19 protein-coding genes are annotated in these 18,500 nt (G+C 60.9%); 10 read left to right on the plus strand and 9 right to left on the minus strand.

The window, feature by feature from the left end; genetic code table 11:
• Positions 1-27: 27 nt before the first annotated feature.
• Genes pgsA through BUB72_RS14175 form a run of 3 tightly spaced genes read left to right on the plus strand, consistent with a single transcriptional unit; the run spans position 28 to position 1,391 of the window.
• On the plus strand, positions 28-699 hold the full coding sequence (gene pgsA / locus BUB72_RS14165; protein ID WP_073145013.1) for a CDP-diacylglycerol--glycerol-3-phosphate 3-phosphatidyltransferase: 672 nt from the start codon (positions 28-30) through the stop codon (positions 697-699).
• Entirely contained in the window at positions 696-944 is a 249-nt protein-coding gene (moaD, locus tag BUB72_RS14170) for a molybdopterin converting factor subunit 1 (RefSeq protein ID WP_139250691.1), read from the plus strand. Before pgsA ends, moaD begins: the two co-directional genes overlap by 4 nt.
• Positions 945-947: 3 nt before the next feature.
• On the plus strand, positions 948-1,391 hold the full coding sequence (locus BUB72_RS14175; protein WP_073145015.1) for a molybdenum cofactor biosynthesis protein MoaE: 444 nt from the start codon (positions 948-950) through the stop codon (positions 1,389-1,391).
• A 48-nt stretch (positions 1,392-1,439) separates the two neighbouring features.
• Here the strand turns inward: BUB72_RS14175 and BUB72_RS14180 are convergent, their stop codons facing one another.
• From BUB72_RS14180 to ubiA, 3 genes are all read right to left on the minus strand, one after another.
• The gene (locus BUB72_RS14180; RefSeq protein ID WP_073145018.1) at positions 1,440-1,769 is read right to left on the minus strand and encodes a hypothetical protein; all 330 of its coding nucleotides are present in this window, start codon (positions 1,767-1,769) and stop codon (positions 1,440-1,442) included.
• On the minus strand, positions 1,762-3,639 hold the full coding sequence (locus BUB72_RS14185) for an OmpA family protein (RefSeq protein WP_073145020.1): 1,878 nt from the start codon (positions 3,637-3,639) through the stop codon (positions 1,762-1,764). The genes BUB72_RS14180 and BUB72_RS14185 overlap by 8 nt, the downstream gene beginning before the upstream one ends.
• Before the next feature lie 70 nt (positions 3,640-3,709).
• Positions 3,710-4,675, minus strand: coding sequence for a 4-hydroxybenzoate octaprenyltransferase (ubiA, locus tag BUB72_RS14190; protein WP_073145022.1), 966 nt, complete (start codon positions 4,673-4,675; stop codon positions 3,710-3,712).
• Positions 4,676-4,687: 12 nt separating this feature from the next.
• Here ubiA and BUB72_RS14195 point away from each other — a divergent pair, with 12 nt between their 5' ends.
• From BUB72_RS14195 to BUB72_RS14205, 3 genes are read left to right on the plus strand one after another with little or no spacing between them, the layout of a single operon-like run.
• Positions 4,688-5,413 carry a 16S rRNA (uracil(1498)-N(3))-methyltransferase gene (locus BUB72_RS14195; protein WP_073145472.1) on the plus strand — a complete coding sequence of 242 codons (726 nt, stop codon included), beginning with the start codon at positions 4,688-4,690 and terminating at the stop codon, positions 5,411-5,413.
• Entirely contained in the window at positions 5,410-5,934 is a 525-nt protein-coding gene (locus BUB72_RS14200) for a hypothetical protein (protein ID WP_073145024.1), read from the plus strand. Before BUB72_RS14195 ends, BUB72_RS14200 begins: the two co-directional genes overlap by 4 nt.
• Before the next feature lie 58 nt (positions 5,935-5,992).
• On the plus strand, positions 5,993-7,363 hold the full coding sequence (locus BUB72_RS14205) for a glutamate--cysteine ligase (RefSeq protein ID WP_073145026.1): 1,371 nt from the start codon (positions 5,993-5,995) through the stop codon (positions 7,361-7,363).
• Here BUB72_RS14205 and BUB72_RS14210 read toward each other — a convergent pair.
• From BUB72_RS14210 to BUB72_RS14230, 5 genes are all read right to left on the minus strand, one after another.
• A complete protein-coding gene (locus BUB72_RS14210; protein WP_073145028.1) occupies positions 7,360-7,785 on the minus strand; it encodes a DUF805 domain-containing protein in 426 nt (141 codons plus the stop codon). The two genes, BUB72_RS14205 and BUB72_RS14210, sit on opposite strands and share 4 nt — an antisense overlap.
• Positions 7,785-8,396, minus strand: a complete 612-nt coding sequence (gene plsY, locus BUB72_RS14215) for a glycerol-3-phosphate 1-O-acyltransferase PlsY (RefSeq protein ID WP_073145475.1) — start codon at positions 8,394-8,396, stop codon at positions 7,785-7,787. Before plsY ends, BUB72_RS14210 begins: the two co-directional genes overlap by 1 nt.
• The gene (pyrC, locus tag BUB72_RS14220) at positions 8,389-9,684 is read right to left on the minus strand and encodes a dihydroorotase (RefSeq protein WP_073145030.1); all 1,296 of its coding nucleotides are present in this window, start codon (positions 9,682-9,684) and stop codon (positions 8,389-8,391) included. Before pyrC ends, plsY begins: the two co-directional genes overlap by 8 nt.
• On the minus strand, positions 9,684-10,223 hold the full coding sequence (locus BUB72_RS14225; RefSeq protein WP_073145033.1) for a hypothetical protein: 540 nt from the start codon (positions 10,221-10,223) through the stop codon (positions 9,684-9,686). Before BUB72_RS14225 ends, pyrC begins: the two co-directional genes overlap by 1 nt.
• 101 nt (positions 10,224-10,324) lie before the next feature.
• The gene (locus BUB72_RS14230) at positions 10,325-11,281 is read right to left on the minus strand and encodes an aspartate carbamoyltransferase catalytic subunit (protein ID WP_073145035.1); all 957 of its coding nucleotides are present in this window, start codon (positions 11,279-11,281) and stop codon (positions 10,325-10,327) included.
• Positions 11,282-11,395: 114 nt separating this feature from the next.
• Here BUB72_RS14230 and BUB72_RS14235 point away from each other — a divergent pair, with 114 nt between their 5' ends.
• The 4 genes from BUB72_RS14235 (at position 11,396) to BUB72_RS14250 (ending at position 17,676) form a co-directional block, all read left to right on the plus strand.
• A complete protein-coding gene (locus BUB72_RS14235) occupies positions 11,396-12,169 on the plus strand; it encodes a uracil-DNA glycosylase (protein WP_073145038.1) in 774 nt (257 codons plus the stop codon).
• 31 nt (positions 12,170-12,200) lie between these two features.
• Entirely contained in the window at positions 12,201-12,743 is a 543-nt protein-coding gene (moaB, locus tag BUB72_RS14240) for a molybdenum cofactor biosynthesis protein B (RefSeq protein WP_073145040.1), read from the plus strand.
• A gap of 88 nt (positions 12,744-12,831) precedes the next feature.
• A complete protein-coding gene (locus BUB72_RS14245; protein WP_073145042.1) occupies positions 12,832-14,286 on the plus strand; it encodes an efflux RND transporter periplasmic adaptor subunit in 1,455 nt (484 codons plus the stop codon).
• A gap of 3 nt (positions 14,287-14,289) precedes the next feature.
• Positions 14,290-17,676 (plus strand): efflux RND transporter permease subunit, encoded by a 3,387-nt coding sequence (locus tag BUB72_RS14250; protein ID WP_073145045.1) that lies wholly within the window; start codon positions 14,290-14,292, stop codon positions 17,674-17,676.
• Here BUB72_RS14250 and BUB72_RS14255 read toward each other — a convergent pair.
• On the minus strand, positions 17,673-18,497 hold the full coding sequence (locus tag BUB72_RS14255; protein ID WP_073145048.1) for a protein-disulfide reductase DsbD domain-containing protein: 825 nt from the start codon (positions 18,495-18,497) through the stop codon (positions 17,673-17,675). The two genes, BUB72_RS14250 and BUB72_RS14255, sit on opposite strands and share 4 nt — an antisense overlap.
• Positions 18,498-18,500: the final 3 nt, after the last annotated feature.

The raw sequence follows: 18,500 nt of genomic DNA on the forward strand, positions 1-18,500 counted from the left end.
GACGCGACCCTCGGCTACATATGGCGCATGACGTGGAATATTCCTAATATCCTGACGCTTCTGCGTTTGTTGGCGGCCCCGGGCGTGGCTGTCATGTTTCTGTATTTTCAGCGACCGTGGGCCGACTGGTTTGCGCTCATTTTGTTTGTAACGGCGGCGCTGACGGATTGGATCGATGGCTACCTCGCGCGCGCATGGAAGCAGGAAAGCAAGTTCGGCGCGATGCTGGACCCGATTGCCGACAAGGCGATGGTGATCATCGCGTTGCTGGTCATCACAGGCTTTTCCGGCATGAACCCGTGGGTGCTGCTGCCCTCGACCCTGATCATGTTCCGCGAGGTCTTCGTCTCGGGCCTGCGCGAGTTCCTTGGCGACACGGCTGGCCTGTTGAAGGTGACCAATCTGGCGAAGTGGAAAACCACGGCGCAAATGACCGCCATCGCGGTGCTATTCGCCACCGGCTTGTTCGAGCACGAGTTTTTAGACCGCACCTCCGGCATGGATAACGAAACGCTGGACGCCATCATGTCGGGCGCGGCCGAAGACCCGCTTGGCCTGACATGGTTCGCGGGTGCCGCCGAGATCACCTTCAACATTGGCGCTGTTTTGCTCTGGGCAGCTGCGCTTCTGACTTTGATCACCGGATGGGATTATCTGCGCAAGGCGATGCCCTTTCTGCGAGAGGAGGGTAAAACATGATCGACGTTTTGTACTTCGCTTGGGTGCGGGAACGCATCGGCATCCCGAAAGAAAAGCTCCAGACCTCTGCCGTGACGGTAATGGACCTGGTTGAAGAACTCCGCGCGCGCGAGGACCGCTACGCGCTGGCGTTCTCCGACCTGTCGGCCTTGCGCGTGGCACTGGATCAGGACTTGTCCGAATTCGATGCACCCTTGGACGGCGTGCGCGAGGTCGCGTTCTTCCCGCCCATGACGGGCGGCTGACCCATGCGTGTCGTCGTGCAGGAAGCCCCGTTTGATCCGGGCGCGGAACTCAACGCTTTCGGCAACGGCGACACTGACATCGGCGCGGTGGTCAGCTTCACTGGGGTGACCCGGGATGTCTCCGGCGGGCTATCCCGCATGCAGATAGAACACTACCCCGGTATGACCGAACGCGCCTTGATGCAGATCTGCGAAGAGGCGCAAACACGCTGGAGCCTCGCAGACGTGCTGGTGATCCACCGGTTCGGCACCATGGAGCCGGGTGATAATATCATGATGGTCGCCACGGCATCGCGACACCGCGCTGACGCCTTCGCAGCAGCAGAGTTCCTGATGGACTACCTAAAATCCCGCGCGCCGTTCTGGAAGAAAGAAATCACCTCCGACGGATCAGAATGGGTTGCCGCAAAAGACAGTGACGAGGATGCGCTCAATCGTTGGGACTAGCGCGTTTCCGGCTTCATCTTGGCAAAAATATTCCCGCCGGAGGCCCCGTCAGGCGCCTTGGTTGGCCCGCTCGATATAGCCGCGCAGCTCTTCCGCCTCGTGGCGCGCATCGCGCAACCCGTCCATTGCCGCCCTCAACTCCGCTTCGGTCTGTGACAGCTGGTTGGTCAGCTCTGCCTCACGCTGTTGCAGATAGGTGATCGCCTGATCGCGGGTCTCTTCGGCGTCGTGCAGGGCTTTGGCCATCTCGTCCAGCTCTGCCACATCCGCCGTGGTCACGCGGCTGAACCGTTGCACCAGCCAGCAGGTGAACCAGCCGACACAGAACGCCAGAAACAGGATGAATGCGGTGGCGATGATGAATTCTGATCTATTCACTTGGTGTCTCGGTTTCTGCTTCAGTTGTGTCGCCCTCAGGCTCGTCTGTGGCCGCCGCACGAGCGTCTGTCAACAGCTTGAACTCGATGCGGCGGTTGGCTTCCCGCCCGTCAGCGGTGTCGTTATCGGCAATCGGGTCAGTCTCGCCATACCCCTTGGAGGAGATGTTGCTCGTCAGAACTCTACGAGCTAGCAATGCTGCCCGCACCGCATCTGCGCGTTGTTGGCTCAGGGCCGTATTCATTTCTTCGCGGCCTTGGCTATCGGTGTAGCCGCCAATTTCCATCCTCACACGCTCGCATTGCTTTGCAATCTCCGCGATCCGGTCAACCGTGCGACCTGCGGCCTCTGTAATCTCCGAGGATGACGGCTCGAACACAATCTTGGCCGAGTTCAGGATCGTGTTTATCCGCGCCACGCATTCTTCGGGTGTCGGAAGGTCCAGGGTTGTGTCCAGCATCTCGTCATACCGGACATTTACCTCGAAATTCTCCGAGTCGCCCAATTTGTCTGCAAGCTTTCTGGAGATGGTATCCGAAGCCGATTGGTCACCGCTGACGCCGCGAATTTCGACATAGTCTTTCTGAACGACAGCGCTGCCGTTTTCCAAACTTGCCAATGCCTCAAGCGCTGCCAGCACACGTACGGGCCAGCTTTCCGGAAGCGTGGAATCGTCGCGCGTTGCCAAATAGACCTTGTCGCTGCCAAACTGCGCGCGTGCGAACGAGCCAACAATCTGTTCGACATTGTCATCGGGCAGCCTGCCGCGAAGTTGCACCAGACCTTCCGGGCTTCGGGTCGCGACGAACTCGATAGCGGCCTCTGCACCGGTGCCGTCCACAACGACTTTCTCCGGCAGCACCGCGTGCAGCGAGAACACTTCGGGCAGCGCCGCATCGACTTCACCGACCACGCGGTCAAAGGTGCCTTGGCCGGTCGTATCAAGTGCTACCATGGTGATGTCGGCATCCGAAAACGTCAAAGAGCCGCCACCAACATCTTTGAGCCCCGCAATCGCAACCTCGACAGCTTTGGCCCAGTTGGGGGATGGGACACCCAGCCCGATGGCGCATTCCGGCTTCTCGATGCGGCCTGCGGCACTGGCTGCAAGAAGAATACGGCGCTTGGTTTCTTCGGTATCGGCAGAGCAGGCGTCGAAAGCGGCCACACCTTCCGCATCCAGCGTGAACCGAAGGGTGAACGGCGTGATGACCGGTCGCGGCGCAGAAATATTCAGAGCAAGGCGCACCCCGTTTGGCGCGCTGCGGGCCAGTTGCGATTCGATGCGCCGTTTGCTGTCGGGACTATCGGAAATGGCCGTGATTTCGATCAGGTCGGCGGACACAGATATTTTCGAGCGTTCCAGATCGCGTAGCGCTTTGATCGAATACGCCAGTGCCGGCTCCCAGTTGGCGGGCACCGGGTAATTGGCGGTTTCCAGAAGGTCGGTGATCTCGGACCCTTCGGCCAGATCACGCAGCTGGTCGGCGATACTGTCGCCTTCCTCGGTAGGCGGGATCAGCCCGATCAACGAGATACCTTCGCCATTGCGCAGCATCTCGACCGAAAAACGCGGCGCTTCGATTTTTTCACGCGCCTTCACATCCATGTTGTCGACGATCCGGTCGGGATCAACCACCGCTCCAACGGCAGATACAACGCGAAAACGGGTGGCTTCGTCAGGGGCTTCCCCGCCCAAAGCAACAAGCAGTCCGTCTGTGGTGACAGTTGTCCAATCGTGCTCCCCGTCGATCAGCTTGGAGGTCACAACCTCCGCAGATCGGGTCTCCACCAGCCCAGCCGACACCCACGCGCCCCCAACGGATAGGGCGGCAGCAAAGCAGAAAGCAGCAATTGTCTTTAGTCTCATACGGTTCGTCTACCATTGAAGGTGCGGCAAGGCACTCATACCGTCTAAAGCGGACGGCTGGGTTGTTCAATCACAGCAACGCCGCAGCGGCAAGAAACAGCGCACAAATTAGACCCGCGTCGCGATTGGATCGGAACAAGCGCATGCAGACGGTCCAGTCCTCGGTATCCAGACGGCGCAACTGCCAGACCATATGCCACCCGAAAGCCCACGCCCCCGATAGGGCGAGCGTCAAAGCCATAATATTTGCATCAGGAACAAGCCCCACGATGATGGCGATGGCCATCAACAGGACCGACACTGCCATGAACAGGCGCAACCACCAAACAGAGTCCTCGCCAAACAGCCGCGCGGTTGATTTGATACCGATCAGCGCGTCGTCTTCTTTGTCTTGGTGGGCGTAAATCGTGTCGTAAAACAGCGTCCACGAGATACCGGCGAGGTACAAAATCACCGGAGCGGCACTCAAAGACCCCGTATGCGCGGTCCACGCCAGCAGTGCACCCCAGTTGAACGCAAGTCCCAGAAACACCTGCGGCCACCATGTGAACCGCTTGGCAAACGGGTAGATCGCGACTGGCAGCAGCGCCAGAATGCCCAGCACAATGGCTGCGGTGTTGAAGGTGAGCAAAATGAAGAAGGACACCAAGGCCTGCACAGCCATCCAGATCACGGCGCCCTTGACCGTCACCTGCCCCGACGGCAGCGGTCGCGACTTGGTACGCGCAACCTGCGCATCAAGGTCACGGTCGCTGATGTCGTTCCAAGTACACCCCGCGCCGCGCATCAAAAACGCGCCCAAGGCGCAGCCCACGATGATCCAGAGGTCAAACCAGCTAAGTCCAGCAGGGTCGGCGGCGGCCGCCAACAAGACACCCCACCAGCACGGCAGCAGCAACAACCACGTCCCGATAGGCCGGTCGGCACGGCTCAACCGCAGATAGGGACGGGTGACAGCGGGGGCCCAAGTGTCGACCCAGTTCTGATCGACAGCATCAATGACTTGGCCCTCTGGCGTTTGGCGTGTCTCGCTCATATGTTCAGCCCCATGGAACGCGCAAAAATCAGGTTGTTTGTAGAGCAGCCATTGGGGCAGGGCAATTCCGTCCCGATGACGCAGCCGCAGGCGAATTATCTTTTCAACGTCATGCGCCTTGGCGTCGGTGACGTGGTCGCCCTGTTCAACGGTCAGGACGGCGAATGGACCGCTCGCGTCGTCGACGCCGCCAAGCGGCGCGGCATGGTGGTCTGCGAGCAGCAGACCTTGCCCCTGCAAACGCCCCCCGACCTGTGGCTCCTGTTCGCGCCGATCAAAAAGGCCCGCACGGATTTCATCGTGGAAAAAGCTGCCGAAATGGGGGCCGCCAAGATTTTTCCCGTAAACACCGACTACACCAATTCAGACCGCATCCGGCAGGACAAGCTGCAAGCCCACGCCATCGAGGCCGCAGAACAATGCGGCGGCACTTATGTGCCGGAGGTGGCGAATATCCAGAAGCTGTCCGCCATGCTCGACACATGGCCCGAGGATCGCCACCTTCTGTTCTGCGACGAATCCATGGCGGGGGAGCCGTCCCGCCTGAATGATTTGCCCCAAGGACCGTGGGCAATCGTCATCGGTCCCGAAGGCGGCTTCTCCGAACGCGAACGGGACATCCTCCGCAACCACTCCAACAGCCACGCCATCAGCCTCGGCCCGCGCATCCTGCGCGCTGACACAGCCGCCGTCGCGGCCTTGGCACTTTGGCAAACAGCCCTCGGGGACTGGGTGTGATCCGTCCCGAACTGCAAGACCTGTTCTGGCGCTATTTCGAGCTGCTGGTCGGCGCGGCAATCACTGTGGTTGGCGTGATGATCTTCAATCTTCACGGCCTGCTCTGGCAGGGCATCGGCGGGGTGTTTGCTGTCGCAGGCCTCGCAATCTCATGGACGGCATGGCGTCGCGCACGCCTAACTTCCAAACGCCATGACGGCCCCGGCGTGGTCGAGGTGGACGAGCGCCAAATCACCTATTTCGCCCCCCTTGGTGGCGGTGCCGTGTCGATTAATGATCTGGCGCGCGTGACCATCCTGACCAACGACCAAGGGCCGTTTGCCGAAGACATCCATTGGCTACTGGAAGAAAACGGCGGACCCCGCCTGCTGATCCCCAACTCTGCCGAAGGGGCGGCCCAGCTGTTTGACGCGCTGGCACCATTGAAGGGTGTGGATTTCGAGGCCGCGATCCGCGCCATGGGGTCGACCACCCCTGACAGCTTTGTGATCTGGGCCAAAGAGCCGGTTCGCCTGCATTGACATCCCCCGCAAATCGCCTCACCCCTAGACGTCAAACCAGTTAGGCGGAGCCTCCGACATGTCCATTCCCCAATCCGGCGGCGGCCTGATCACCGACCATTCCCAACTTGCGCAACTGCTGGCCGACGGCTGCAAGCCCAAGGAAGATTGGCGCATTGGCACCGAGCACGAGAAATTCGGCTACTGCCAAGACACCCACAAACCGCTGCCCTATGAGGGCGACCGCTCCATCAACGCCGTCCTGTCCGGCTTGCGCGACCGCTTCGGCTGGGCACCTGTTGAGGAAGGCGGGTACCTGATCGGCCTGACCAAGGATGGCGCTAACGTTTCGTTGGAACCCGGCGGTGCGCTTGAGCTGTCCGGCGCACCTTTGGAGACCGTCCACCAAACCTGCGATGAGGTAAACATCCACTTGGCCGAGGTGAAGTCCGTCTCCGACGAGATTGGCGTCAAATTTATCGGCCTCGGGGCCGCGCCGGAATGGAGCCATGAGGAAATGCCCCTCATGCCCAAGGGCCGCTACAAGCTGATGAACAACTACATGGAAAAAGTCGGCACCATGGGCACCGCCATGATGCGCCGCACTTGCACCGTGCAAGTGAACCTCGATTTCGGCTCCGAGGCCGACATGGTCCAAAAGATGCGCGTCGCCTTGGCATTGCAACCCGTGGCCACGGCCCTTTTCGCCAACTCGCCTTTCTTTGAAGGCAAGCTCAACGGCCACAAATCATGGCGCTCCCGCATCTGGCGCGCGCTGGATGACGACCGCACCGGCATGCTGCCTTTCGTCTTCGATGAAGGCATGGGGTTCGAGGCATGGGTGCAATGGGTGCTCGATGTGCCGATGTATTTCGTCTACCGCGACGGCAAATATATCGACGCGCTGGGCATGTCCTTCCGCGACTTCCTGAAAGGTAAATTACCTGCTTTGCCGGGTGAAAAGCCGTTGCTGTCAGACTGGGCCGACCACTTGACCACAGTATTCCCCGAAGCGCGGGTCAAGCAGTTCATCGAAATGCGCGGTGCGGATGGTGGTCCGTGGCGCAGGCTTTGCGCGTTGCCTGCGTTCTGGACGGGGCTTTGTTATGACCAAACCGCGCTCGACGCCGCGTGGGACGTCGCCAAAGGCTGGGACGCCGAGACCCGCGAGGCATGGCGCGTTGCTGCCTCCGTCGACGGTTTGGCGGCGGAAGTGAACGGCATGAAGATGATCGACCTTGCCCGCGAGGTGGTCGCGATCTCCGAAGCCGGCCTGAAAGCCCGCGCCAAACCCGGCGCCGGTGGCTTGGTTCCGGACGAGACGCATTTCCTGAACGCCTTGAAGGAAAGCATCGAGACGGGCCAAACCCCTGCGGATGAATTGCTGGCAAAGTATCACGGCGATTGGAACGGCGACCTCAGCCGTATCTACGACGAGTACAGCTACTAGTCGTTGTCGCGGACCAACGGAACGCGGGAGCTACCATAGGTCAGCCCCTCCGGCTTGGCGCGGCCCAGCGGGTCGTCGCCATACCCGTTCGGTCCCTCGTCACCCGGCAAGACCGCAAGGATCAGCAGGGCAAGCTGGCCGAAAGGCACAACACCCAAAAGCACCAACCACGTGGTCAGCCCTTTGTCATGCAACCGCCGCGCCATCACGGCGAGGGATGCCGGAAACAGCCCCAGCAGGAAGACCACTGGCGGCCAAAGCACATCATCGCCGGATTCCACCGAGAGAATGGTGTAGATGGCGGTGACAATCAGGCCCCCGTAGAAGATCACGAAAAACCACCAGAACTCCGCCCGCGCTGCGCGCCCGCGCCACTGAAAGCTTTTTGAAAGGCAGGAGCGGAGGGCTGCGACCGGTCCCATCAGCTTTTCCTAAGTTGGATTTTTTTCTCAGTACCGCTCAGAATTCGACGAATATTGCCCGCATGGCGCATCCAGATCAGCGCGCCCAGCAACGCCGCCAGCATCACGTAACTTGGCAGGCCCATGAAGTGCAGCCAAAGTGGCATCAGCGCCGCTGCGGCTAATGCGGCGAGCGACGAAATCCGGAAAGCCAGCGCGAAGGCCAGCCATGTCAGGCAAGCCGCCAGCCCCGCGAAGAACGACAGCGCCAGCAGGGTGCCAAGGTATGTCGCGACGCCCTTGCCGCCGTTGAAATTCAGCCAGACGGGGAAGATGTGGCCGATGAAGGCGGCCAGCCCTGCCAGCTGCGCGGCATCCTCACCGATGAAGAACCGTGCCAGCAAAACCGCGATGCCGCCCTTGCCCGCGTCCAGCAACAACGTCGCCAAAGCGGCGCTTTTGGAGCCGGTGCGCAGCACGTTTGTGGCCCCGATATTGCCCGATCCGATCTGGCGCAGGTCGCCGAGGCCCATGGCCTTGGCAATGACCAACCCGAAGGGGATGGAGCCGAGCAGGTAGGACGCGACGGCGACGAAAACCAGAAGGTAGGGGGCGGTAACGATCTCAGGCACGGGCATACACCTCCGTGCCACCAACGAAGGTGCGCAGCACGCGGCCTTGCATCCGTTGCCCGTCAAACGGGGTGTTCTTGGATTTGGACCGGAGCGTTTCGCGATCCATCACGAACGGTGCATCAGGGTCGAACAGCACCAGATCGGCGGGCGCACCGACGCTTAGGCGACCCCCTTCCAAACCTAGCCGCTTGGCGGGGTTCAGAGACAGCGCGCGCCACAGAGTCGGCAGGTCTATCGCACCGACATGCAACAGACGCATTGCTGCGGGCAGTAGGGTTTCCAAGGCAACTGCGCCTGACGCGGCTTCCTCGTAAGGCAGGCGTTTGCTTTCCTCGTCCTGCGGCGTGTGCATTGAGCAGATAATATCGATCAGGCCGGACGCCACGGCCTCCACCATCGCCACGCGGTCATCTTCGGACCGTAGCGGCGGCTTGACCTTGAAGAAGGTACGGTAGTCGCCGACGTCCAGATCGTTCAGCGTCAGGTGATGGATCGACACGCCAGCGGTTACGTCCAGACCGGCCGCCTTGGCGCGTTCCAGAACCGGCAGGGCCACGGCCGTGGATATCTGGTCGGCGTGGTAGCGCACGCCGGTCATCTCGACCAAGGCTAAGTCCCGCTCCAGCCCCATCCGTTCCGCCATGGGGGAAACGGCGGGTAGCGCGCGTAGCGAGGCGAACTTGCCCGACGTCACGGCGCTGCCTTTCGACAATCCCGGGTCTTGCGGGTGGCCCATGACCAGCGCGCCAAGGCCGCGGGCATAGGTCATCGCGCGGCTGAGAACTTTGTTGTCGGTGACCACGTTGTCGCCATCGGAAAACGCCACCGCGCCTGCGTCCATCAGGAAACCCATCTCGACCATCTCGCGGCCTGCGCGGTCTTTGGTCAGCGACGCCATCGGCGCGATGCGGACGGGGGCCATCTCCGCGCCGCGACGTTTGGTGAATTCCAGCGTTTCGGGGGTGTCGACCGTGGGAATGGTGTCGGGGCGGGTGACCATGGTGGTGACCCCACCTGCTGCTGCCGCCAGCCCTGCCGTGCGGAAGCTTTCTTTATGCCGCTCGCCGGGTTCGCAAACCTTCACGCCGATATCCACGATGCCGGGGGCAAGGCACTTGCCGCCGCAGTCCACACGGTTCCCCGCGGGGAACCTTTTGTCATTCAGATCAACATCTTGCGTTAATATTTCGTTTATCCGCCCGTCCTTGACGAGCAAAGCGCCAAGAGTCAGCGTTCCGGCCTCGGGGTCGATCAGTCGCGCGTTGGTTAAAAGCAGGTCAGCCATCAAAGCCCCGTGTAATAAAAGTACATGATTGCGGCGGCCGAAACCATCGCCGCCATCGCGATCACCGCCAGTCGCGCCCCAAATCCACGCCCTTGCTTCGCATCGGCCGCGGGGCCCTCGAGCACACCTTTGGCGGCGTCGCTGTCCAGCGGGGTAAACTTCGGCGCGGGGGCGCGGCCTTCGGTGAAGGTGGCGACCAGCTTGGCGTTTTCAGTTAGCTTCAACAGCACAGGTTTTTTCTCAAACGCGGCGCTGCGGATCAGCATCAACGCGGATGTGGTATGTGGAATTTTCGACATGTTGACGGCTTCCGGAGCGATGTCATAGCCCTCGACCAGCAGGCGTCTCAATTCATCCTCGGAAAGCTCACCTGCATTTAGGCTCTGCATTTCTTGTGGGTCCAGACGTGTGCCCCCCAAGGCGCGCTCCAAGTTTTCGCTGTCACCCTTCAACGAATAGGGGAGCGCCACGTCGTCGGTGATTTGGAATACGCGTAGCAAACCGGTTTCGTGTTTCGATATCTCGAGTGGATTGTCCATTGGTCAGCCCCCCAGCCAAATCATAAGACCCGTGAACGCAAAGATGCCGAGCAGGGCATACATGGCCACCTTGCCAGAGGTGCGCGGGTCTTTGGGTTCGTTCACACCATCACCCCTTGCTCTTGCGCGGCCTCGCGCCGCGTTCGCACGAGCAGCTCCATGGCGGCCATGCGGACGGCGACGCCCATTTCGACCTGCTCTTGGATTACGCTTCGGTTGATGTCGTCGGCCAGCACGCCGTCAATCTCTACGCCGCGGTTCATCGGGCCGGGATGCATAATGATGGCGTCGGATTTGGCGTAGGACAGCTTTTCCGGGTCCAGCCCGTAGCGGTGGTAATACTCGCGCTCGGACGGGATGAAGCCGCCATCCATGCGCTCCTTCTGGAGGCGCAGCATCATCACCACTTCCACGTCTTTGAGGCCCTTGCGCATGTCCTCGAACACTTCGACGCCGAACTCCTCCATGCCTGATGGCATCAGGGTTGGCGGGCCGATCAGGCGGACGCGGTTTTCCATTTTGCCCAGCAGCAGGATGTTGGAGCGCGCGACGCGGCTATGGGCGATATCACCGCAAATGGCGATAGACAGGCGGTGCAGGCGCCCCTTGGCGCGGCGGATGGTCAGGGCGTCCAGCAAGGCCTGCGTGGGATGTTCGTGCCGCCCGTCGCCCGCGTTCAGCACGGCGCAGTTGACCTTCTGGGCCAGCAAATCCACCGCACCCGAATGCGGGTGGCGCACGACCAAAAGGTCGGGGTGCATGGCGTTCAGCGTCAGGGCGGTGTCGATCAGGGTTTCGCCCTTCTTCACCGAAGACGCCTGCATCGCCATGTTCATCACATCGGCGCCTAGGCGCTTGCCTGCGATTTCGAACGACGCCTGCGTGCGGGTGGAGTTCTCGAAGAACATGTTGATCTGGGTCAGGCCCGCCAGCGTGTCGGAATGTTTCACGTCGCGGCGGTTCAGGTCGACATATTGGTCGGCCAGATCAAGCAGGGTGGTGATTTCATCGGGGGCAAGATGTTCAATCCCTAGCAGATGCTTCGCGCGGAATGTCATGGAGGCCCTCTCGTGATTTTATCGGGTTATAAGGGGGAGCGTTCAGTCGGGCAAGGCCGCCCTGCGACGGTTATGCCATTGTGGGGCCAGTGCGGCCAGACTAGGTTTACCCCCATGGAATCGGGACTGGACTTTCATACGGCCAAAGCGCTGTTGGACTGGCATGTGGACCTTGGCGCTGACGAGGCGATCGGGGACGTGCCGATCAACCGCTATGAGGTGCCCAAAGAAGCCCCGAAAGCCGCCAAGCCCGAACCTGCCGCCGCCGCGCCTGTTGTGACGCAGCAAGGCCCCGACGCTGTGGGCATCGCCCGCCAGCTGGCTCAAGGCGCGCAAGATCTGGAAGGGTTGAAGGCGGCAATGGCGTCCTTTCCGCATTGCGACCTGAAAAACGGCGCCCGCAATCTGGTGTTCAGCGATGGGATTGTCGGTGCGCGGGTTATGGTGATCGGCGAGGCCCCCGGTCGCGAAGAGGATCAGCAAGCCAAGCCGTTTGTCGGGCCTGCCGGTCAGCTGCTGGACGCGATGTTTGCTGCCATTGATCATGGTCGCGACCATGCCGAGAACCCGATTTATATCACCAACGTCCTGCCGTGGCGCCCGCCCCAAAATCGCGACCCGAAGCCCGACGAGGTGGCGATGATGCTGCCGTTTCTGGAGCGTCACATCGCGCTCGCCGATCCGGATTTTCTGGTGTTGATGGGCAACCATTCCTGTCAGGCGCTTTTGGGCCGCAAAGGGATCACTAAAATGCGCGGCCAGTGGGACGAGGTGTTTGGCAAACCGGCGCTGCCAATGCTTCACCCCGCATATTTGCTGCGGATGCCCCATGCCAAACGCGAGACATGGGCGGATTTGTTAAGTTTAAAGGACAGGCTGCGCGGCTGAAGATCTGTGCCGTGCTTCGAAAGGAGCCCCTATGAGCCGCATTGACGAAAGCAAGGACTTTGTGCCGGTCCGGATTGCAGTGATGACCGTGTCGGATACGCGCACGCCCGACGACGACAAATCCGGCTCGACGCTGGTGGACCGGTTGGAAGCCGCGGGCCACAAGCTGGCGGACCGCATGATCTTGCGCGATGAGCGGGCCGAGATTGCCGCACAGCTTCGCACGTGGTGTGCGCACCCTGAAATTGACGTGATCCTGACGACGGGCGGCACGGGGCTGACGGGCCGTGATGTCACCGTTGAGGCGCATCGCGATGTGTATGAGAAAGAGATCGAGGCTTTTGGAACCGTGTTCACCATCGTCTCGATGAATAAGATCGGGACATCCGCCGTTCAAAGCCGAGCCACAGGCGGAGTCTCGAACGGGACATACCTGTTTGCGCTGCCGGGCAGTCCCGGCGCTTGCAAGGATGCGTGGGATGAGATTCTGTCGCTACAACTGGATTATCGTCACCGTCCTTGCAACTTTGTGGAGATTTTTCCGCGATTGGACGAGCACAAGCGACGGAAATGACGGAACGACACGTTTAAGTCAGTGGAGTTGGACGTGCGCATGTTTGCGCTCTACATGTTATAAGTGATTTTTCGGAGCCCGATCGCCCATGCGCTTTTTCCGCCGTAGCCTTGTCGGCTTGTTTCTGATGGCCCTGACAGTGGGCCTGCTCGCTGTGGGCGGCAACACGATCTATAGCTCCTTGCAGGAGCGTTGGGCGCGGGAAGGTGTGACGCGACCGGCCCGCGAACGGGTATTCTCGGTCAATGTCGTCGCACTTGAGCCTGCAACCGTTACCCCCGTACTGACCAGTTTTGGCGAAGTGCGGTCCCGCCGCACGCTGGATTTAAGGGCACCGGTCGGTGGTACTGTGGTTGAACTGTCACCGGATTTCCAAGAAGGGGGCACCGTACGCAAGGGACAGCTTCTGGCGCGTATTGATCCTGCGGATGCCCAGACAGCCGTAGATGTGTCCCGCACCGATTTGGTCGAAGCCGAGGCTGACCTGCGCGAAGCACGCAACGCTTTGGCGCTGGCACAGGACGATTTGGCGGCTGCGCAAGAACAACTGGCCTTGCGCGCGCGCGCGCTTCAACGCCAGCGCGACCTGAAAACGCGCGGTGTCGGTACTGAAGCGACCGTCGAGACGGCGGAACTTGCGGAAGCCAGCGCCAAGCAATCGGTCCTGTCGCGCCGGCAAGCCATCCAACAGGCCGAAGCGCGGGTAAGCCAGACGCAAACCCTGATCGAGCGACGCCGCATCAACCTGACGAATGCGGAGCGTCTGTTGGCAGACACCGAAGTGTTCGCAGCCTTTGACGGGCGGCTGTCCGGCGTGACTGCTACCGAAGGCGGGCTTGTCGCCAATAACGAGCAACTGGCGGAACTGATTGATCCTGACGATCTGGAAGTGTCTTTCCGTGTGTCCACCGCGCAATATGCACGGCTTTTGGATAGTGAAGGAAAGCTTACTGTCGCGCCCGTTACCGTCACGCTGGATGTGCTTGGCACTGACCTGAGCTTTCAGGGCCGTATGACCCGCGAAAGCGCCGCTGTCAGTGAAGGCACCACGGGACGGCTTCTGTTTGCGGAACTGACTGACACAGGCGGGCTGCGCCCCGGCGACTTTGTGACGGTCGCGATTGAGGAGCCCGCGTTGGAACGCGTGGCGGTTGTGCCGTCTGCTGCCGTCGATGCGGCTGGCACAGTGCTGGTCTTGGGCGACGAAGACCGGCTGGAGAACGCAGAGGTCACCGTTCTGCGGCGGCAGGGTGATGATGTGTTAGTGCGCGCGCGCGGCCTTCAGGGTCGTGAGATTGTCGCCGAACGCTCGCAACTGTTGGGGGCCGGCATCAAGGTTAAACCGCTGCGCGGTGATCGCGCGGCTCCCGAGGAGCCGGAAATGGTCGAATTGGACCAAGATCGCCGCGCTAAGCTGATTGCATTTGTCGAGGCGAATACCCGCATTCCCGACGAGGTTAAAACCCGCATGTTGGTTCGACTGGCCGAACCGCAGGTGCCTGCTGACATGATCGAGCGGCTTGAAAGCCGGATGGGAAGCTAGGCCATGAGGGATGTCATCGCATCCAAAACCGGTGGTGTGCTTTCGTATTTTACGCGCCACCGCACTGCCGCGAACCTATTGCTGGTGATGATGATCGCGATTGGCGCTGCCGCCGTACCGCGCATGAACACGCAGTTTTTTCCTGATGTTGTAATTGATAACGTCTCGGTCAGCGTTCAGTGGGACGGGGCCGGCGCGGACGATGTCGATGGGGCGATTGTCCAGCTGCTTGAACCTGCGTTGTTGTCGGTTGAGGGGGTGGAAAGCTCCAGCTCCCAATCGCGCGAAGGCAGCGCCAATATCAGCCTTGAGTTCGAGCCTGACTGGGACATGTCGCGTGCCGCGGATGACGTGCAAGTGGCTGTCGACAGCGTATCGAACCTGCCTGACGACGCCGAAGAGCCGAATGTGCGACGGGGGGCGTGGCGTGACAGGGTGACGGATGTCGTCATTACCGGCCCTGTCTCCGTCGACCAGTTGGGGCGGTTTGCCGACGAATTTGTAACGCGACTGTTTGCGGCTGGTGTGACGCGGGCCACTATTCGGGGCGTGGCTGCTCCCGAAACGATTGTCGAGGTGTCCTCGCTGTCGCTGATCCGCAACGACGTCACGATGGCCGAAATTGCCGAAGCCATTCGCGGCGAAGCCTCTGCCGATCCGGCGGGCGACGTGGACGGGGCGAATGCCCGTGTGCGCACGGGGGTGGCCAAACGCAGCGCAGACCAGATTTCAGGGATTGTTCTGCGGTCCAATGCTGACGGCTCCAAGCTGACAATTGGCGATGTGGCGAGCATTTTTGTTGAAGGAACCGACCGCGAGCGGGCCTATTTTGTGGGCGAGAATCCTGCGGTCTCTGTGCGGGTCGACCGTAGCAACCGCGGTGACGCCATTGCCATTCAGGAGACGGTTCAGAAGGTTGCGGAAGATCTGGAGCTGACGCTGCCCGAAGGCACCAAAGTCGACCTGATCCGCACCCGCTCAGAGGCTATCACCGGACGCTTGAACATCCTGCTTGATAACGGGCTTGTCGGGCTTGGGCTGGTGGTCTTGCTGCTGTTCCTGTTTCTCAATGCCCGCACCGCGTTCTGGGTGGCTGCGGGGGTTCCCGTTGCGATGCTCGGGGCCATTGCGCTGATGTATGCGGCGGGAATTACCATCAACATGATTTCGCTTTTTGCGTTGATTATCACGCTCGGGATCGTGGTCGATGATGCCATCGTGGTGGGCGAACACGCCGATTTTCGGGCCTCAAGGCTGGGCGAAGATCCGGCCACCGCCTCTGAAAACGCGGCGCGGCGCATGGCACAGCCGGTGTTTGCGGCGACAATCACCACGGTGATCGCGTTCTTCGGCTTGGTCGCTGTTGGCGGGCGTTTCGGCGATCTGATCGCAGACATTCCGTTTACAGTGATCGTGGTGTTGCTGGCGTCGCTGGTGGAGTGCTTCCTGATATTGCCGAACCACATGTCGCACGCCTTGGCCGCGCAAGCGAAGGAACGCTGGTATGACTGGCCGTCGCGCACGGTGACGCGCGGGTTTGACTGGGTGCGGGAAAATGTCTTTCGTCCCTTCATCGCGGGTGTGATCTGGGCGCGCTATCCGGTGATGGCAGGTGCGTTGCTTTTGTTGATGTCGCAGGCCGCGTTGTTCATCAAAGGCGACGTGACATGGCGGTTCTTCAACGCGCCTGAACAAGGCTCCATTTCTGGTAACTTCGCCATGCTACCCGGGGCAACCCGCGACGACACGATCGAGATGATGCGCGAGATGCAGCGCGCCACGGACGAGCTGGCTGCAAAATACGAGGCCGAGCACGGGCGCAATCCCATCGACTATGTGCTGGCCGAGGTTGGCGGCACCACAGGGCGCGGCTTGGCCGGACAGGAAACCAAGGACAGCGACCAGCTTGGCTCGATTGCGATCGAGTTGATCGACGCCGACCTGCGGTCCTATTCCAGCTTCCAGTTCGTGGGCGAGTTGCAGGATGCTGTGCGCCGCCATCCGATGCTGGAGACGGTCAGCTTCCGTGGATGGCGCTCCGGTCCGGGCGGTGATGCGCTGGACGTGCAGATTTATGGCGCCGATGCGGAAACCTTGAAACAAGCGGCTGAGAGGTTGAAAACCGCGCTCGCTAAATTCTCGGAGGTCTCGGCGCTTGAGGACAATCTTGCCTATGACAAGGAAGAATTGATCCTTGATTTGACCGCACAAGGCCAAGCGTTGGGCTTCACCATCGACGACTTGGGGCGCGTGTTGCGCAACCGGCTAAATGGCATTGAGGCCGCGACCTATCCCGACGGCCCGCGATCTGCCGCGATCCGCGTTGAGTTGCCAAGGGGAGAGCTGACAGCCGACTTCCTAGAGCGGACATTCCTGCGCGCGCAGTCCGGCGAGTATGTCCCGCTGAGCGACATCGTGGCCGTTGTCCGGCAATCGGGGTTCTCCACTGTGCGGCGGGAGAACGGCATACGTCTGGTGACGGTGACGGGCGACATTTCCGAGGACGATCCCGTGCGTGCCGAGGAGATCATGGCAAGCCTCGAGGACACCATTTTGCCGATGATCGAGCAGGATTTTGGCGTGGCCACCAACATGTCCGGCTTGGCCGAACAAGAAGCGGAGTTTCTGACGGATGCCGGCCTTGGCTTCCTGTTTTGCCTGATCGGCATATACCTGACACTGGCGTGGGTATTCTCCAGCTGGACGCGGCCCATCGTCATTATGCTGATTATCCCATTCGGGCTCGTCGGGACGATTTACGGCCACAACGCTTGGGATATTCCGTTGTCGATGTTCACCGTGGTCGGGCTGATCGGCATGACAGGCATCATCATCAACGACTCGATTGTTCTGGTCTCGACGGTGGATGAATACGCTCAGGAACGGGGCCTGATTCCCGCGATCATTGACGGGGCAGCGGACCGGTTGCGGCCTGTTCTTCTGACGACCTTGACGACGGTTCTGGGTCTTGCGCCGCTCTTGTTTGAAACATCGTCACAGGCGCAATTTCTGAAGCCGACTGTGGTCACGTTGTGCTACGGGCTTGGCTTCGGGCTGGTGCTGGTGCTGTTGGTTGTTCCGTCCTTGATGGCCATGCAGGCGGATGTGTCGAGGCAGGTGAAGGCGCTGCGCCGCGCGGTTCAATCCGCGGGTGGCCTTCGTTGGGTGACTTTCGGGCTGGTCGCTGCTGTCGTCGGGCTTTTTGCCGCGACATTGGGCAGCGCAATTTTCAGCGGTTCTCTTCCGGGCCCGCTTGCCAGTGTCGCGGGGGAAGGCTCTCAAGTGTCCTCGGCGCTTTTGCTGTTTTTGGCGGGGACCGGCGTATTGCTGGCAATCAGCTGGCTGGTTGCTGCGGTGGCGCATGGCGCTCTGCGTCGAAAACAGACCTAGGAGCAGCCGTGGATGTCGACCGCGCGTTGGGTCGTCAGAACGGTTAGTCGCAGGCGTTCCAAATTCAGGCGAAACGGCTTGCCGTTGCGGGTGATCACCTCGGCTGTTGCGCTTAGGGTGTCGCCAACCCGTGTGATGAACGGCTCGCTGATCCAAAGGCTTGGGTCTGACGCTTCGATCACCATCGCTTCGCCCTTACCCCCGAGCGGCGGCATGAGCAGTTCTACGTCAATCCACGCGCGGCCGTCACGGACGGAGGCCCGGCACCTGACCTGCCGCACCATGGCCTGCGCTGCGCTGATCGGCTGCTTGCCTAGGGCTGCCGCGATTTCCTCAACGGGAGTTGTTTGCTCGGGCGGCAACATCAGGTGCAGGTCGAGCGTCACCGGAAGGCAGAATTCGTCGCAAACACCGAAATTCAGTTGGCCGTCGACGAAGATGGGACCATCAGAGGTTGCCTGAAAAGACAGCGGCAGAACGAATTCAGTGTGATACCCGATGGAGCGCAAACCGTTCTGGCGAAACACCTGCGGCTTTGGCCAAAGGATCGTCACGTCCTTAAGGTTTTGCGATGATGACCAGTTCAACCGCGTGGGGAAGCCGCCATCCCCTGGTGCGCGCCAAAAGGTCTTCCAGCCGGGGGCCAAATCGAATTTGAGCGCGGCGAAATGGCGCCCGCCATCTGCGCGCCACCCGTTCAGCATCGTCACCTTCACCACATCGGAAGCATCATATTGCACCACCTGCGCTGTCGCGGGGGTAATCAACGCGAGGCTGGTGGCGCAAGTGGCTAGGAACTGGGTGATGCGGTTGAGTGTCATTGC

Origin of the sequence: Litoreibacter ascidiaceicola (genome assembly GCF_900129235.1) — a bacterium.
GTDB lineage: Bacteria > Pseudomonadota > Alphaproteobacteria > Rhodobacterales > Rhodobacteraceae > Litoreibacter > Litoreibacter ascidiaceicola.

Excerpts from the sequence above, each read along its gene's own strand:
- BUB72_RS14225 (WP_073145033.1), bottom strand. The coding sequence starts at position 10,223 with ATGGACAATCCACTCGAGATATCGAAACACGAAACCGGTTTGCTACGC.
- ubiA (WP_073145022.1), bottom strand. The coding sequence starts at position 4,675 with ATGAGCGAGACACGCCAAACGCCAGAGGGCCAAGTCATTGATGCTGTC.
- BUB72_RS14175 (WP_073145015.1), top strand. The coding sequence starts at position 948 with ATGCGTGTCGTCGTGCAGGAAGCCCCGTTTGATCCGGGCGCGGAACTC.
- moaD (WP_139250691.1), top strand. The coding sequence starts at position 696 with ATGATCGACGTTTTGTACTTCGCTTGGGTGCGGGAACGCATCGGCATC.
- BUB72_RS14205 (WP_073145026.1), top strand. The coding sequence starts at position 5,993 with ATGTCCATTCCCCAATCCGGCGGCGGCCTGATCACCGACCATTCCCAA.
- BUB72_RS14230 (WP_073145035.1), bottom strand. The coding sequence starts at position 11,281 with ATGACATTCCGCGCGAAGCATCTGCTAGGGATTGAACATCTTGCCCCC.
- BUB72_RS14245 (WP_073145042.1), top strand. The coding sequence starts at position 12,832 with ATGCGCTTTTTCCGCCGTAGCCTTGTCGGCTTGTTTCTGATGGCCCTG.
- BUB72_RS14210 (WP_073145028.1), bottom strand. The coding sequence starts at position 7,785 with ATGGGACCGGTCGCAGCCCTCCGCTCCTGCCTTTCAAAAAGCTTTCAG.
- BUB72_RS14185 (WP_073145020.1), bottom strand. The coding sequence starts at position 3,639 with ATGAGACTAAAGACAATTGCTGCTTTCTGCTTTGCTGCCGCCCTATCC.
- moaB (WP_073145040.1), top strand. The coding sequence starts at position 12,201 with ATGAGCCGCATTGACGAAAGCAAGGACTTTGTGCCGGTCCGGATTGCA.
- pgsA (WP_073145013.1), top strand. The coding sequence starts at position 28 with ATGACGTGGAATATTCCTAATATCCTGACGCTTCTGCGTTTGTTGGCG.
- BUB72_RS14195 (WP_073145472.1), top strand. The coding sequence starts at position 4,688 with ATGGAACGCGCAAAAATCAGGTTGTTTGTAGAGCAGCCATTGGGGCAG.
- pyrC (WP_073145030.1), bottom strand. The coding sequence starts at position 9,684 with ATGGCTGACCTGCTTTTAACCAACGCGCGACTGATCGACCCCGAGGCC.
- BUB72_RS14255 (WP_073145048.1), bottom strand. The coding sequence starts at position 18,497 with ATGACACTCAACCGCATCACCCAGTTCCTAGCCACTTGCGCCACCAGC.
- BUB72_RS14235 (WP_073145038.1), top strand. The coding sequence starts at position 11,396 with ATGGAATCGGGACTGGACTTTCATACGGCCAAAGCGCTGTTGGACTGG.
- BUB72_RS14250 (WP_073145045.1), top strand. The coding sequence starts at position 14,290 with ATGAGGGATGTCATCGCATCCAAAACCGGTGGTGTGCTTTCGTATTTT.